The sequence below is a fragment of the Enterobacter sp. E12 genome, assembly GCF_014596715.2.
Classification (GTDB): Bacteria; Pseudomonadota; Gammaproteobacteria; order Enterobacterales; family Enterobacteriaceae; genus Enterobacter; species Enterobacter bugandensis.
In genome coordinates this window covers 706,667-721,602 of record NZ_CP115601.1, presented here as the reverse complement: position 1 = coordinate 721,602, position 14,936 = coordinate 706,667, and the positions used below count along the sequence as shown (strand labels likewise).

Genomic DNA, 14,936 nt, shown 5'->3' with positions numbered 1-14,936 from the left:
ATGTCTACATATCTGATTGGCGACGTTCACGGTTGCTACGATGAACTGATCGCATTGTTAAAACAGGTCGACTTTACGCCAGGACAGGACACGCTCTGGCTGACGGGCGATTTAGTCGCGCGTGGCCCTGGCTCGCTTGAGGTTTTACGTTTCGTCAAATCTCTGGGCGACAGCGTGCGCATGGTGCTGGGCAATCACGATCTTCACCTGTTGGCCGTATTTGCCGGGATCAGCCGCAACAAACCTAAAGATCGCCTCTCTCCCCTGCTGGATGCGCCAGACGCGGACGAACTGATTAACTGGCTGCGCCGCCAGCCTTTACTGCAGGTCGATGAGGAGAAAAAGCTGGTTATGGCTCATGCCGGGATCACCCCGCAATGGGATCTTGAGACGGCTAAAACCTGCGCGCGTGACGTTGAGGCGGTGCTGGCGAGCGACTCGTACCCCTTCTTCCTTGATGCCATGTACGGCGATATGCCGAATCACTGGAGCGAGGATCTCAGCGGTCTGGCCCGCCTGCGTTTTATTACCAACGCTTTTACGCGCATGCGTTTCTGCTTCCCGAACGGGCAGCTGGACATGTATTCCAAAGAGACGCCGGAAAGCGCGCCTGCCCCGCTCAAACCGTGGTTTGCCATTCCTGGACCCGTGACAAGCGAGTACAACGTCGTCTTTGGCCACTGGGCTGCGCTGGAAGGAAAAGGCACGCCGGACGGGATCTACGGTCTGGATACCGGATGCTGCTGGGGCGGAGAGTTGACCTGCTTACGCTGGGAAGATAAAACTTACTTTGTTCAGCCGTCCAACCGACAGCTGGACTTAGGGGAAAGTGAGGCCGTTGCCTCCTGAATCATTCCCTCTCCCGGGCGGGAGAGGGACATCACTTAACGACGTTCCAGAATCTCGAAGCAGTAGCTGTGGGAGTTCTGTGCATCCGCGTCGTGGAACTCGCTGAATACCGATTCCCACTCGTCCGGATCGTAATCCGGGAAATGGGTGTCCCCTTCCACTTCCGCATCAATGTGGGTCAGATACAGCTTCTGCGCTTTTGGCAGGAACTGCTCATACACGCGGCCGCCGCCGATCACCATGATCTCTTCGGCGTCACCGCAGGCGGCAATTGCTTCATCAACGGACTTAACCCATTCGACGCGATCGTCAGTGCCCGGCTGGCTACTGATAACGATATTCTTACGGCCCGGCAATGGACGACCAATCGACTCCCAGGTCAGGCGGCCCATCACTACCGGCTTGTTTAACGTAGTACGTTTAAACCATGCGAGATCGGCAGGCAGGTTCCACGGCATGGCATTTTCCATACCGATAACGCGGTCCACCGCCAGCGCTGCAATCAGACTGATCATTGAAAATTTCCCGGATGCAAAAAATTGCCGCCACTATACGGAAAGCTTAATCTTTCGTCGACTGGCGGCAGAGTAAAGATACAGAAATTTTTTATTATTGCTGGCAACTCCACTTCACGCGGAAGGTTTACTCTCGGGCTCGTCAGCCGGATCGCCGGTATGCTTGCCCTCTTCCGTGCCCTGCCAGCCATGACGTTGGATCAGCGACAGGTGATTGCGATCCTCGTTAATGATTTCTGTCAGCATTGCGCTGGTGCGTTTAAACACCGCCGCACGCTCCGTGGCCGAACTTCCCGCCATCGCCGCCATCTCTTCCACCATCCCGGTGTTAAAGCGCCGGAACAGGTCCGCACGTTCGCGGGCTTCATACGCGCCGAGCCCCAGATTCTCCAGCGCCAGGCGGCCAGACTTCAGCGCGCCTTCGAACGTTTCACGTTCCGGCGCCTCTACGCCCGCCTGACGCAGCCGGATGTAATGATCCACATCGCGCGCGCGGGAGATAATGGTCAGCCCCGGAAAATGCTCTTTTACCAGCTCCACCATCTGCATGCTGGTCTCAGGATCGTCAATGGCGTTAATCAATACCTCGGCTTTTGCCGCCCCGGCGGATTCCAGCAGATCGACGCGAGTCGCATCGCCGTAAAACACCTTCATATCAAATTTACGCAGGGTATCGACATGGTCAGGATCGTGATCGAGAATCACCATTTTCACCCCGCTTGACAGCAGTAAACGCCCGACGATCTGCCCGTAGCGACCAAATCCGGCGATGATGACGCGCGGCTGCTCCTCATCGATCTCGTCGGCTTCGCGCTCCTGCTCGCTGCCTGATTTTTCCAGACGCGTCAGCACCACCAGTAGAACAGGCGTTGCCGCCATCGACAGCGCGACCGCCAGCGTCAGCGCTTTCGCCCACTCGGGATCGAGCACGTTTGCCATCTGCGCGGCACCAAAGACCACGAATGCAAATTCGCTCCCCTGACCCAGCAGTACGGCAAACCAGCGGCGCTGCTTGTTCGGCACCTTCAATGGACGCGCAATCAGCCACAGCATCGCCATTTTAATGATCAGGAAACCGACGAGCAGGATGACGATCCGCAGCGGGTGCGTGACCAGCGTGCCGAAGTCGACAGACATCCCCACGCCGATGAAAAACAGCCCCAGCAGCAGCCCTTTGAACGGCTCGATATCGCTTTCCAGCGCGTGACGATATTCAGAGCTCGCCAGCAGAACGCCTGCGAGGAACGCCCCCATCGCCATCGACAGCCCGGCTTCCTCCAGCAGCAAACCAAAGCCAAACACCAGGAACAGCGCCACGGCGCTGAACACTTCGCGAAGGCCCGAGCGGGCAACAAACCGCAGTAACGGGCGGGTCACGTAGCGGCCAAGCAGGACCACCAGCGCCAGCGCCCCCACAACTTTTAATGCCGACAGCGCAAACGCCCCCAGCGTCGTGGACGAGCCGCTTGCCGCCAGCAGCGGGATCATCGCCACCAGCGGAATAGCGGCGATATCCTGGAACAGCAGCACCGAGAACGCGCTGCGTCCCATCTGGGAGACCGTCAGATTTCGCTCGTTCATTGCCTGCATGGCGATGGCCGTCGAGGAGAGCGCCAGCGTCATGCCGATAAGCTCCGCCACTTTCCAGTCCATGCCCAACAGGATGCAGAACCCACCGAGCAGCAGGCCGCAGGCCACCATCTGCAGCGCGCCGCCACCAAACACCGAGGCGCGAAGCTTCCACAGGCGCTGCGGATCGAGCTCCAGACCAATCACAAAGAGCATCAGCACAACGCCAATTTCAGCGAAATGGAGGATCGCCTCCGCATCCGTTACCAGTCGAAAGCCCCAGGGCCCAATGACGCAGCCCGCAATCAGGTAGCCGAGAACCGACCCCAGCCCCAGACGTACCGCCACCGGCACAATCAGCGCCGCCGCGCCGAGATAAATCAGCGCCTGTATCAGCGTATGGCTATCCATGATGCGTCTCCTGCCACTCAAGCAAGCGTTGTTTATAATGTCGAGCCTGCGCCTGCAGCGTTTCATCGTCGCAAACAAAGGTGCAATGCATCGCAAAAGGCGGGAGCCAGTTCAGGCCACAGTAAAGGGCTGTTGCCTGGAGCGGCTGCGCCAGCACATCAAATCCGGGGAAATCGCCGATCTCAAAGTGGCTTTGCCCTCCGCCGGTGGTAACAGCCCACATCAGGCTTTTTCCCTGAAGCGCCTTGCCGTTGTGTCCGTATGCCCAACCGTGGGAGAGAACTTTATCGATCCACAATTTCAGCAGCGGAGGCGTGCTGTACCACTGCATCGGATGCTGCCAGACGATCAGATCGGCACGAGAAAGCGCCTCCTGTTCGGCGGCAATATCGATGTTGAAATCGGGATAGAGTTGATAGAGGGAACGTATCTCGACGTTTTCGAGCGTCCTTGCCTGCTCAAGCATCCGCTTATTCGCATGCGAGTGCTGCGGATAAGGGTGCGCATAAATTATCAGAACCATGAATATGCCTGTCTTTTACTTTTCTTGTAGCAATGAGTGTAGACAGTTCCTCTCCCGACTTAAAGGGGCTGTCTTACGCTTCAAAGTAAAATGCAAGCATTGACAACCGCCCCCGCTTTAGCTGCAACAGTGGCGCAAAACAAGAAGAACCATGCGCGCGATAAATTCACCCCACAAAATAGTTATGCCTACTCATATTATTAGTAGATCTTTTTAGAGAGACTTAAATCATTATTTAACAAATCAACCTGTACATAACCCATTGAAAAAATAATAATTTTATGCTTTTTGTTTTGAGCTTACGTCTTTAAGACGGCCAATATACATTTTCGCACGTTATCTGATGTTCCTTCTCTCTCAAATGGATGTGTACATGAGCAACAAATTCTTCAAATTAAATAATACAACCAAAACGCTGGGAAAGATATTTCCTGCCTTGTTGATATGCACTCCTGCGGTTGCGTTTTCTGCAACGATTGACCAATCAACTTCTGTTCCTCAAGATTTCTCATCCGATGCTGAATATGTTATTAATAAAGACGTGACGATATCTTCCGCAGATAGTGAAGCGGCAGTGTCAGTCACTGGGTTTACTGTCAACAATGTCACAAACGAAGGGAATATTTCCGGTAGGGAAACTGGCCTGAATATAAATACTGGTGCGCAAAGTGTTGTTATTAATAACGACATCGGTGCAAACATTTCTTCCACCACCGCGAATGCTGTAAATATTCAGTCATTACTCGGTGAATTCAAGAATAATGGAAATATCATAGGTGCGGAAAATGGCATTTTTATCAGTGAAAACTCCTCCGCAGTAAATATTACTAACTCCAGCACTGGAATGATAAAAGGAAAAACAGGTCTGAACTCTCAGACCGGCATTGGTATTAATAACAGTGGTACAATTATCGGTACAAGCGATGACGCTATCACACTAGGTACTGGCAATACAAAGATATTTAACAGTGGTACCGTGCAGGGAACCCAGATTGGCATTAATGTAAAAGATACTGCAAAAGTAGATATCACAAATAGCGGAACGATTAGTGGTGATACAGCCGCTGTTATGTTTGCCAGCAATAAAAATAACACGCTGGTGCTTGATACGGGTTCCACTCTTATCGGTGACGTTATTTCCACCAATTCCACGGGAAACACTCTCACCCTGATCGGCACCGGTACGGAAGACAGTAACTTTGTCGGTCTGAACGAAGGCGACGGTTTTGCCAGTATAAAAATGATGGGCGAAAATTGGGCGCTGTCGGGCGATCTCGACATTATTGGCTCTGGCGATTCTTTGCTGATAGACACGGGCGCGTTAACCCTGTCAGGCGCGGTTTCGAATACCGGTAATACACGGGTGGCCAAAAATGCCTCGCTGCAACTGGGCGATGGCGAAAAAACCGCGACCCTCAGCGGTGGGCTCACCAACAACGGTACCGTTATTTTTAATCAGGGAAGCGATTTCACTTTCGCCACCAACATGACCGGTAGCGGTAACGTCGAAAAAGTGGATTCCAATACGCTGACCCTGACGGGCAAAAATAGCTATACCGGGGATACGGTACTGCACTGCGGTACTACGCTGGTATCTTCCGGGGCAACGCTCGGCGTTAAGGGCAGTAACGCCACCGTTACCGTTGAAAACGGCGCGACCTTTGCCACCGCAGGCGAAGTGAACAACAACATCGCGATTCTTAGCGGCGGTACGCTGGCGGCATGGAATGCAGTTCAGGGTAACGCCACGCTCAGCGCTTCCGGCGTCGATACCATCAACGGCAACGTGACTAACGGCGGCACACTGTTACTCAGTGCGGCTGATAATAGCGTTGGCAACAATTTTACGATTGATGGCGACTACACCGGCTCTTACGGTAGCCAGATTGTGATGAACAGCACCCTGGGTGAAGATAACTCACCCACTGACCACCTCACCATTACGGGTAGCAGCTTCGGTCAGTCCGGCGTCAGCATTACCAACATTGGCGGCGCAGGCGCGCAAACCATTAACGGGATGGAAATTGTCAGTGTCGGCGGCAGCTCCGAAGCCCAGTTGACCCTTGCCAAACCGGTGGTTGCCGGTGCGTGGGAATATAATCTCTATCAGCACAGCAACGGCAACTGGTACCTGGAGTCAAAGGCCACGCCTTCCGATGAACCGTCTGATAATACCGATGATGGCGATAACACCGACAACGGTGATAACACCGACAACGGCGGCAACACCGACAACGGCGGCAACACCGACAACGGCGGTAACACTGACAACGGCGGTAACACCGACAACGGTGATAACACCGACAACGGCGGTAACACCGACAACGGCGGTAACACCGACAACGGCAGCAACAGCGGTCCTGAAGTCATGGCTCCGGAGGTTGGCGCTTACTTAGGCAACTACCTTGCCGCGCAGAGCATGTTCCTGCACAAGCGTGACGATCGCGATCAGATCACCTTCCGTAATGAAGAAGACCTCAACACCTGGATGTACGTCAAAGGTCGCTACCATGAAAACAATGCAGGCGGCGACAAAGTCAGCTATGACACCACCACCACCGTGCTTCAGGTAGGCAGCGACTTTATGAGCAAGCCTATGGACAACGGTATTCTGCGTGCGGGCGGCATGTTCGGGGCCGGTCAGGCGAAAACTCACTCTGATGCAAAACACAACGTGCGTGATGCGCAAGGCAAAGTGGACGGCTTTAACGTCGGCCTGTATGCAACCTGGCAGGAAGATCAGAAGCTGCGCCTGGGCAGCTACGTTGATACCTGGGCCGCCTACAGCTGGTACAACAATAAAGTGACCAGCAACCGTAATGATGAAGACTACGACAGTGAGGGCTTCGCGGCATCCGTCGAAGTGGGCCATGCATGGGTGATTGATTCAGAAAATGAGCGCACCTGGAAAATCGAACCGCAGGCGCAGGTTATCTACAGCTATCTGGATCAGGAAAACCATACCGATCGCGACGGCGTGCGGGTGACAACGCTGGACAACGACGGTCTGTTTGGTCGTCTGGGCGTCAAATCAAGCTACTTCCAGCAGAAAGATGTTAAAGCCTGGCAGCCGTACGTTGCCGTGAACTGGCTGAAAGGTGCGGGTCAAAACGATCTGGCATTTAACGGCGAGACCGTCAGCAACGATACGCCGGAAGATCGCGGTCAGTTAGAGCTAGGCGTCACCGGTAACCTGAACGACACCACCACGCTCTCCCTGCGCGCCAGCGCCGAGTGGGGTGAAAACAGCTATGCTGCTTATGGTGGTCATATCCTGCTGAACCACCGCTGGTAATCGTTCCTGAAAGACTAAAAGCCGTGGCAAACGCCACGGCTTTTTTATTAGTTATCCAGTTCGCCCATTGATTTAACCTGATCGCGGTTGATCTGCTCGGTCTGACCCGTTTCCGCATTTTTATACGACACCAGACCGGTATCATCATCGACCTGTGGTTTCCCGTCGGTGACAATGGTTTTGCCATCGGTGGTTTTCACTGCCTGGTTAGAGGAACAGCCCGCGACGGTAAACGTTGCAGTGGCGGCAAGAAGGGTGGCGATCAGTAATTTATTTTGCATGGTGTTTTCCCCTGCTCTCAGTTGAATTTCGTTATCGACCTAATAATTTTAGGCTAACTCACTGAATGCGGATGAAAAACCAGAAGGTTCTGAAGATGGATAAAGAAAAAAGGAGGGCGGGTAAGCGAAGCGCCACCCGCCATTTGCCCGGCGGCGCTACCGCCGCCGGGCCTACGCAGATTACTTGCTAATCTGCGCGTGCATTTCCTGAACCGAAATCACCTTCTCGGTGGCATCCGCGTTCAGCGCCATGGCTGTTGCGAAACCGCCGTTCAGGGTGGTGTCGTAGTGCACTTTGTATTGCAGCGCGCTGCGGCGAATCAGCTTGGAGTCTTCAATCGCCTGGCGTCCTGCGGTGGTGTTGATGATGTAGGTATATTCGCCATTCTTGATACGATCCTGAATGTGCGGACGACCTTCATGAACCTTGTTCACCAGACGCGGGTTGATGCCCGCTTCACCCAGCACAATCGCCGTACCGTGGGTTGCGTCCAGCTCGAAGCCCTGTTTCAGCAGCTTGGCGGCCAGGTCAACCACGCGCTCTTTATCGCCTTCGCGAACGGAGAGCAGCGCACGGCCCGATTTTCTCATGGTAGAGCTGCTGCCCAGCTGCGCCTTGGCAAACGCTTCTGCGAAGGTGCGGCCCACGCCCATTACTTCCCCGGTCGAGCGCATCTCTGGCCCTAACAGCGGGTCAACGCCCGGGAATTTGTTGAACGGCAGCACCACCTCTTTCACCGAGTAATACGGCGGGATGATCTCTTTGGTTACGCCCTGCTGAGCCAGCGTCTGGCCAGCCATCACGCGCGCCGCCACTTTCGCCAGCGGAATACCGGTCGCTTTAGAGACGAACGGTACGGTACGCGCCGCACGCGGGTTGACTTCAATCAGATAAACTTCGTTGTCTTTCACCGCGAACTGGACGTTCATCAGGCCGCGAACCTGCAGCTCAAAGGCCAGCTTCTGCACCTGCTGGCGCATCACGTCCTGAATTTCCTGGCTCAGCGTGTAGGCCGGCAGAGAACAGGCGGAGTCGCCGGAGTGCACGCCAGCCTGCTCGATGTGCTCCATGATGCCGCCAATCAGCACCATTTCGCCATCGCAGATGGCATCCACGTCCACCTCAACCGCGTCGTCGAGGAAGCGGTCAAGCAGCACTGGCGCATCGTTGGAAACGCTCACCGCCGTCTGGAAGTAGCGACGCAGGTCGGCTTCGTCGTAGACGATTTCCATCGCGCGGCCGCCCAGGACGTAGGAAGGGCGCACCACCAGCGGGTAACCAATCTCTTTCGCCTTCTCAACGGCCATTTCAATGGCGGTCACCGTGGCGTTCGCCGGCTGCTTCAGCTTCAGACGGTCAACCGCCTGCTGGAAACGCTCACGATCTTCCGCGCGGTCAATCGCGTCCGGGCTGGTACCGATAACCGGTACGCCTGCCGCTTCCAGCGCGCGCGCCAGCTTCAGCGGGGTCTGACCGCCGTACTGCACGATAACGCCTTTTGGCTTCTCGATGCGCACGATTTCCAGCACGTCTTCCAGGGTAACCGGCTCGAAGTAGAGGCGATCGGAGGTGTCGTAGTCGGTAGAAACGGTTTCCGGGTTACAGTTGACCATGATGGTCTCGTACCCGTCTTCGCGCAGCGCCAGCGAGGCGTGTACGCAGCAGTAGTCGAACTCGATGCCCTGGCCGATACGGTTTGGACCGCCGCCCAGCACCATAATCTTGTCGCGGTCGACGGACGGGTTCGCTTCGCACTCGTCTTCATAGGTGGAGTACATGTACGCGGTATCGGTCGAGAACTCTGCTGCACAGGTGTCCACGCGCTTGTAAACCGGGTGCAGGTCATACTGGTCGCGCAGCTTGCGGATTTCCGCTTCGCGCACGCCCGCCAGTTTAGCCAGACGCGCATCGGCGAAGCCTTTACGCTTCAGCATGCGCAGGAAGTCTGCATCCAGGCCGTTGATACCCAACTCCGCCACTTTCTCTTCCAGACGCACCAGCTCTTCAATCTGCACCAGGAACCAGCGGTCGATGTTGGTCAGGTTAAATACGCCGTCGACGGACAGGCCCGCGCGGAAGGCATCGGCGATGTACCAGATACGCTCTGCGCCCGCGTCTTTCAGCTCGCGGCGGATTTTGGTCAGCGCTTCCGGGTCGTCCAGGCTCACTTTCGGGTCAAAGCCGGTGGCGCCCACTTCCAGACCGCGCAGCGCTTTTTGCAGGGATTCCTGCTGCGTGCGGCCAATCGCCATCACTTCACCCACAGATTTCATCTGGGTCGTCAGACGGTCGTTTGCGCCCGCGAATTTCTCGAAGTTAAAGCGAGGAATTTTAGTCACAACGTAGTCGATGGACGGCTCGAAGGACGCAGGCGTGCGGCCACCGGTGATGTCGTTCATCAGCTCGTCGAGGGTGTAACCCACTGCCAGCTTCGCCGCCACTTTCGCAATCGGGAAGCCGGTGGCTTTGGAGGCCAGCGCGGAGGAGCGGGACACGCGCGGGTTCATTTCGATAACAATCAGACGGCCGGTTTTCGGGTTAACGGAGAACTGCACGTTAGAGCCGCCGGTTTCCACGCCGATTTCACGCAGTACCGCCATCGAGGCGTTACGCATGATTTGATACTCTTTGTCGGTCAGCGTCTGGGCTGGCGCAACGGTGATGGAGTCGCCGGTGTGGATACCCATCGCATCGAAGTTTTCGATGGAGCAGACGATGATGCAGTTGTCGTTTTTATCACGCACCACTTCCATCTCGTACTCTTTCCAGCCAATCAGCGATTCATCAATCAGCAGCTCTTTGGTTGGGGAGAGATCCAGACCGCGCTCGCAAATCTCTTCGAACTCTTCGCGGTTGTAGGCGATACCGCCACCGGTGCCGCCCATGGTGAACGATGGACGGATGATGCACGGATAGCCCACTTCAGCCGCAACGGCCAGCGCCTCTTCCATGTTATGCGCAATACCGGAGCGCGCGGTGTCGAGGCCGATTTTCTTCATCGCCACGTCAAAGCGGCGACGGTCTTCTGCTTTATCAATCGCATCGGCGGTCGCACCAATCATGGTGACGCCAAATTCAGCCAGCACGCCCTGACGCTCCAGCTCCAGCGCGCAGTTCAGCGCCGTCTGGCCGCCCATGGTTGGCAGCACCGCGTCCGGGCGCTCTTTTTCGATGATTTTACGCACCACTTCCCAGTGAATCGGCTCGATGTAGGTGGCATCCGCCATTTCCGGGTCGGTCATGATGGTCGCCGGGTTAGAGTTAACCAGGATAACGCGGTAACCCTCTTCGCGCAGCGCTTTACACGCCTGCGCGCCGGAGTAGTCGAATTCGCAGGCCTGGCCGATGACGATCGGGCCAGCGCCAAGGATCAGGATGCTTTTTATGTCTGTACGTTTTGGCATGGTCTTCTCGGCTCCTGATTATTTAGCGGTCTTACGGTATTGCTCGATAAGTTCGATGAAGTGATCGAACAGCGGCGCGGCGTCGTGCGGGCCCGGGCTGGCTTCCGGGTGGCCCTGGAAGCTGAACGCTGGCTTATCAGTACGGTGGATACCCTGCAGGGTGCCATCGAACAGTGATTTGTGCGTCACGCGCAGGTTAGCCGGCATAGAGGCTTCATCGACGGCGAAACCGTGGTTCTGCGCGGTAATCATCACCGTATTGTTATCAATGTCTTTCACCGGGTGGTTACCACCGTGGTGGCCGAACTTCATCTTGACGGTGTTCGCACCGCTCGCCAGCGCCAGCAGCTGATGGCCGAGGCAGATGCCGAATACCGGGATGTCGGTTTCCAGGAAGGACTTGATGGCGTCGATAGCGTAATCGCACGGTGCCGGGTCGCCTGGGCCGTTAGAGAGGAAGATGCCGTCCGGGTTCATCTTAAGCACCTCTTCAGCGGAGGTTTTCGCCGGTACCACCGTCAGGCGGCAGCCGCGGTCAACCAGCATGCGCAGGATGTTGCGCTTGGCACCAAAATCATAGGCCACCACGTGGAACGGCAGTTCGTTCTCTTTTTTCGCTTCCGGCAGGTCGCCTTCCAGCGTCCAGCTCCCCTGCGTCCAGCTATAGGCTTCGGCGGTAGTCACTTCTTTCGCCAGGTCCATGCCGTTCAGGCCCGGGAAGGCTTTCGCTTTTTCCAGCGCCAGCGTCGCATCGAGGTTATCCCCTGCGATGATGCAGCCGTTTTGTGCCCCCTTCTCGCGCAGCAGACGCGTTAACTTACGGGTATCGATATCGGCAATCGCCACGATGTTATGGCGCTTCAGGTAAGAAGAGAGGTCTTCAGTGTTGCGGAAGTTGCTGGCAATCAGCGGCAGGTCGCGAATGACCAGGCCTTGCGCATGTACCTGAGAGGATTCTTCGTCAGCCGCATTGGTGCCGACATTGCCGATATGAGGATAAGTAAGAGTAACGATTTGGCGAGAATAGGAAGGATCAGTGAGGATTTCTTGATAACCGGTCATTGAAGTATTGAAAACGACTTCCCCAACCGCCGAACCCGTTGCCCCTATGGCCCGACCGATAAACTGGGTTCCGTCTTCCAGAACCAATAGCGCTGACTTAATCAAAACACCCTCCAGAGAATATTCACTCACTTTATTTGCATATTAATTCATGACTATGTCATAGATCAATGCAAATGTGTTGCCAGCGGATTTTTGGCAAACGGCGGCATTCTGGAGATTTGGTGGGTAAAAGTCAACTTAAAACGGATATTTTGTTTATTCTTTTGCAGGACTGGCAGCTTGAATGGGATTTAACGGGCAAAAAGATCAGGTAAATCATCCTGGAAAACGCTTGCGCGGTAGGTTTTATGGAAATTAAGAGACGAGAGCGACAAAAAGTGGACCAAATGGTCAAAATTTACATTCAATTCACATAATAATTGCATAAAAATCAGATTTATGACGATTAACAATCAAAATCCATCTAAAACAAATAAAATAAGAGGGCAATAAATTATTGCCCTATGCAATCAATACATTACGACTGCAATAACCACATCACGATGGGTAATAAAGCTTACAAATTGTTGAGATCCAGCACATCTCGCATATCAAAAAGACCCTTTTCTTTCGATTTCAGCCACAATGCGGAGCGTACTGCGCCATTGGCGAACGTCATGCGGCTTGACGCTTTGTGTGTAATCTCAACACGTTCGCCAATATCGGCGAACATCGCCGTGTGTTCGCCGACGATATCGCCCGCCCGGACGGTTGCGAAACCAATGGTGCCCGGCACGCGTTCTCCGGTATGCCCTTCACGGGAATAGACTGCGATGTCTTTTAAATCTTTATCCATTGCATAAGCAATCGCTTCGCCCATCGCCAGCGCCGTGCCTGATGGAGCATCAACTTTATGGCGGTGGTGCGCTTCAATAATCTCAATGTCGGTGTGGTCGCCCATCACCTTCGCCGCTTTTTCCAGCAGCTTCAGCATGACGTTAACGCCTACGCTAAAGTTCGCGGCAAAGACAATCGCAATGTCGGTGGCTGCATCCTGAATGGCCTGTTTACCCGCATCATCGAAGCCGGTGGTGCCAATCACCATCCCTTTACCGTGCTGGCGGCAAAACGCCAGGTGAGTCAGGGTGCCTTCGGGACGGGTAAAGTCGATGAACACGTCAAAGTCATCTTTGACCGCATCAAGGCTGCTCTGAACGGTAACACCTGTCTTGCCCGCGCCGGCCAGTTCACCCGCATCGGATCCCAGCAGGGATGAACCTTCACGCTCCAGCGCCGCGCCGAGTGCCACGCCATCCATTTGTATTGCCGCCTGAATCAGCTGGCGACCCATACGTCCACCCGCGCCCGCAATGGCGACACGGATCTGTGCATCATGCATAGTTATTCTCTTACGTTAAAATGATGTAAACCGTTTTCAGATTAACCAGCCTTCGTAAAGGCTGCCAACTGAAAACACCAATAATTAGAATTTAACGTGAAACCGACTCAGATATCAGTAAAAGACATGATTTTGTCGTAACGATAAAGTCCGGAGCAAAAAAAGGCCAGCACAGGAGGTGCTGGCCTTTCATCAGAAAAGAAATTATTCCACTTCGCGGGCGTCGATACGCAGCTCTTTCGGCACTTCGAAGACGATATTCTCTTCGCGTCCTTCCAGCGGCACCGCTTCGCCCCCGCCCAGCTCCTGCAGACGAGCAATCACGTTCTGCACCAGGATATCCGGCGCGGAAGCGCCTGCGGTAACGCCAACGCAGGCCGCATTTTTCACCCACGCTTCCTGGATGTCCGTCGCGTCGTCGATTAAAAACGCCGCTTTCCCCATACGCTGCGCCAGTTCGGCCAGACGGTTGGAGTTAGAGGAGTTTTTAGAGCCGACAACCAGCACCACGTCCGCCTGTTCAGCCAGCGCGCGCACCGCTTCCTGACGGTTAGTGGTGGCGTAGCAGATATCATCCTTACGCGGCCCGACGATTTTCGGGAAGCGCTGGCGCAGGGCGTCAATCACGTCAGAGGTGTCGTCTACGGAGAGCGTGGTCTGGGTCATAAACGACAGACGCGCTTCGTTTTTCACGTTCAGCGTCAGTACATCTTCCGGTGACTCCACCAGGTACATTCCCCCTTCCGGGTTGCTGTACTGGCCCATGGTGCCTTCAACTTCCGGGTGACCGGCGTGGCCAATCAGAATCGACTCTTCACCGCGACGGCTGGCGCGCGCCACTTCCATATGCACTTTTGTCACTAATGGACAGGTGGCATCGAATACGGTCAGATCGCGGCTTTTCGCTTCGTTACGGACCGCCTGAGAGACGCCGTGCGCAGAGAAGATCAGGATCGCACCGTCCGGCACTTCGCTGATCTGCTCGATGAAAATAGCACCGCGCTCGCGCAGGCTGTCGACCACGTAGCGGTTATGCACCACTTCGTGACGCACGTAAATCGGCGCGCCGTAAATCTCCAGCGCGTTTTCAACAATGCTGATAGCGCGGTCTACACCGGCGCAGAAGCCGCGCGGGTTAGCCAACAGGATCTGCATTTCAGGCCTCCAGTGCCGGATCAATCTCCAGCACTTCAACATCAAAATGAACGGTACGCCCGGCAAGCGGATGGTTGAAGTCAACGGTGATAGAGTCGCCGTTAATCTCGCGGATCACGCCAGGCATTTCGCTGCCGTCCATAGCGGTAAAGAGCATAATCGCCCCGATTTCCGGTTCGCCCGCGTCCATAAACTCGCGGCGCGAGAAATACTGAATCAGGTCCGGGCTTGGCACGCCAAACGCGGCATCCGGCTCCAGCGAGAACGCTTTTTTCTCACCCTCTTTCAGGCCCAGGAGCTGCTGCTCAAGACCTTCAGACAGGGAGGTATCGCCGAGACGAAACAGGGCAGGTTTGCCGTTATTGCGGGTGGATTCAGCCGTGGAGCCGTCATCCAGCTTCAGCGTGAAGTGAACGAGAACCGCGCTGTTGCTCTGTACGGATTTAGACATACACATTGCTCTTTAATGTTGTGCCGGGTGGCGCAGCGC

11 protein-coding genes are annotated in these 14,936 nt (G+C 55.1%); 2 read left to right on the top strand and 9 right to left on the bottom strand.

The genetic code is table 11. From position 1 onward, the window contains the following. Window positions 1-849 (top strand): bis(5'-nucleosyl)-tetraphosphatase (symmetrical) ApaH, encoded by an 849-nt coding sequence (gene apaH / locus IB212_RS03490; RefSeq protein ID WP_028015478.1) that lies wholly within the window; start codon window positions 1-3, stop codon window positions 847-849. A 35-nt stretch (window positions 850-884) separates the two neighbouring features. Here the strand turns inward: apaH and folA are convergent, their stop codons facing one another. The 3 genes from folA to kefF all read right to left on the bottom strand — a co-directional run bounded on the left by folA (window position 885) and on the right by kefF (window position 3,867). Continuing rightward, on the bottom strand, window positions 885-1,364 hold the full coding sequence (folA, locus tag IB212_RS03485) for a type 3 dihydrofolate reductase (protein WP_006173915.1): 480 nt from the start codon (window positions 1,362-1,364) through the stop codon (window positions 885-887). Window positions 1,365-1,478: 114 nt separating this feature from the next. Then, window positions 1,479-3,344 carry a glutathione-regulated potassium-efflux system protein KefC gene (gene kefC / locus IB212_RS03480; protein ID WP_048957864.1) on the bottom strand — a complete coding sequence of 622 codons (1,866 nt, stop codon included), beginning with the start codon at window positions 3,342-3,344 and terminating at the stop codon, window positions 1,479-1,481. Beyond that, entirely contained in the window at window positions 3,337-3,867 is a 531-nt protein-coding gene (gene kefF, locus IB212_RS03475; RefSeq protein WP_041911261.1) for a glutathione-regulated potassium-efflux system oxidoreductase KefF, read from the bottom strand. Before kefF ends, kefC begins: the two co-directional genes overlap by 8 nt. Window positions 3,868-4,240: 373 nt before the next feature. Here kefF and IB212_RS03470 point away from each other — a divergent pair, with 373 nt between their 5' ends. After that, window positions 4,241-7,162 carry an autotransporter outer membrane beta-barrel domain-containing protein gene (locus IB212_RS03470; RefSeq protein ID WP_041911262.1) on the top strand — a complete coding sequence of 974 codons (2,922 nt, stop codon included), beginning with the start codon at window positions 4,241-4,243 and terminating at the stop codon, window positions 7,160-7,162. Window positions 7,163-7,209: 47 nt separating this feature from the next. Here IB212_RS03470 and IB212_RS03465 read toward each other — a convergent pair whose 3' ends face one another. The 6 genes from IB212_RS03465 to fkpB all read right to left on the bottom strand — a co-directional run bounded on the left by IB212_RS03465 (window position 7,210) and on the right by fkpB (window position 14,897). Then, entirely contained in the window at window positions 7,210-7,443 is a 234-nt protein-coding gene (locus IB212_RS03465) for a YgdI/YgdR family lipoprotein (RefSeq protein ID WP_021240552.1), read from the bottom strand. Between the two features lie 180 nt (window positions 7,444-7,623). Next, entirely contained in the window at window positions 7,624-10,848 is a 3,225-nt protein-coding gene (carB, locus tag IB212_RS03460; protein ID WP_041911263.1) for a carbamoyl-phosphate synthase large subunit, read from the bottom strand. 18 nt (window positions 10,849-10,866) lie between these two features. Further along, window positions 10,867-12,015 (bottom strand): glutamine-hydrolyzing carbamoyl-phosphate synthase small subunit, encoded by a 1,149-nt coding sequence (gene carA, locus IB212_RS03455; protein WP_041911264.1) that lies wholly within the window; start codon window positions 12,013-12,015, stop codon window positions 10,867-10,869. A 454-nt stretch (window positions 12,016-12,469) separates the two neighbouring features. Further along, window positions 12,470-13,291, bottom strand: a complete 822-nt coding sequence (gene dapB / locus IB212_RS03450; protein WP_041911265.1) for a 4-hydroxy-tetrahydrodipicolinate reductase — start codon at window positions 13,289-13,291, stop codon at window positions 12,470-12,472. Between the two features lie 204 nt (window positions 13,292-13,495). Next, window positions 13,496-14,446: a 4-hydroxy-3-methylbut-2-enyl diphosphate reductase gene (gene ispH / locus IB212_RS03445; protein WP_028015471.1), complete on the bottom strand. Its 951-nt coding sequence runs from the start codon at window positions 14,444-14,446 to the stop codon at window positions 13,496-13,498. Between the two features lies 1 nt (window position 14,447). Next, complete coding sequence (fkpB, locus tag IB212_RS03440) at window positions 14,448-14,897, bottom strand: FKBP-type peptidyl-prolyl cis-trans isomerase (RefSeq protein WP_003856450.1); 450 nt, start codon at window positions 14,895-14,897, stop codon at window positions 14,448-14,450. Window positions 14,898-14,936: the final 39 nt, after the last annotated feature.

What these genes read in the sequence shown, in the direction of transcription:
- ispH (WP_028015471.1), bottom strand. Translation starts at nt 14,446, where the DNA reads ATGCAGATCCTGTTGGCTAACCCGCGCGGCTTCTGCGCCGGTGTAGAC.
- kefC (WP_048957864.1), bottom strand. Translation starts at nt 3,344, where the DNA reads ATGGATAGCCATACGCTGATACAGGCGCTGATTTATCTCGGCGCGGCG.
- fkpB (WP_003856450.1), bottom strand. Translation starts at nt 14,897, where the DNA reads ATGTCTAAATCCGTACAGAGCAACAGCGCGGTTCTCGTTCACTTCACG.
- IB212_RS03465 (WP_021240552.1), bottom strand. Translation starts at nt 7,443, where the DNA reads ATGCAAAATAAATTACTGATCGCCACCCTTCTTGCCGCCACTGCAACG.
- folA (WP_006173915.1), bottom strand. Translation starts at nt 1,364, where the DNA reads ATGATCAGTCTGATTGCAGCGCTGGCGGTGGACCGCGTTATCGGTATG.
- carB (WP_041911263.1), bottom strand. Translation starts at nt 10,848, where the DNA reads ATGCCAAAACGTACAGACATAAAAAGCATCCTGATCCTTGGCGCTGGC.
- apaH (WP_028015478.1), top strand. Translation starts at nt 1, where the DNA reads ATGTCTACATATCTGATTGGCGACGTTCACGGTTGCTACGATGAACTG.
- IB212_RS03470 (WP_041911262.1), top strand. Translation starts at nt 4,241, where the DNA reads ATGAGCAACAAATTCTTCAAATTAAATAATACAACCAAAACGCTGGGA.
- dapB (WP_041911265.1), bottom strand. Translation starts at nt 13,291, where the DNA reads ATGCATGATGCACAGATCCGTGTCGCCATTGCGGGCGCGGGTGGACGT.
- kefF (WP_041911261.1), bottom strand. Translation starts at nt 3,867, where the DNA reads ATGGTTCTGATAATTTATGCGCACCCTTATCCGCAGCACTCGCATGCG.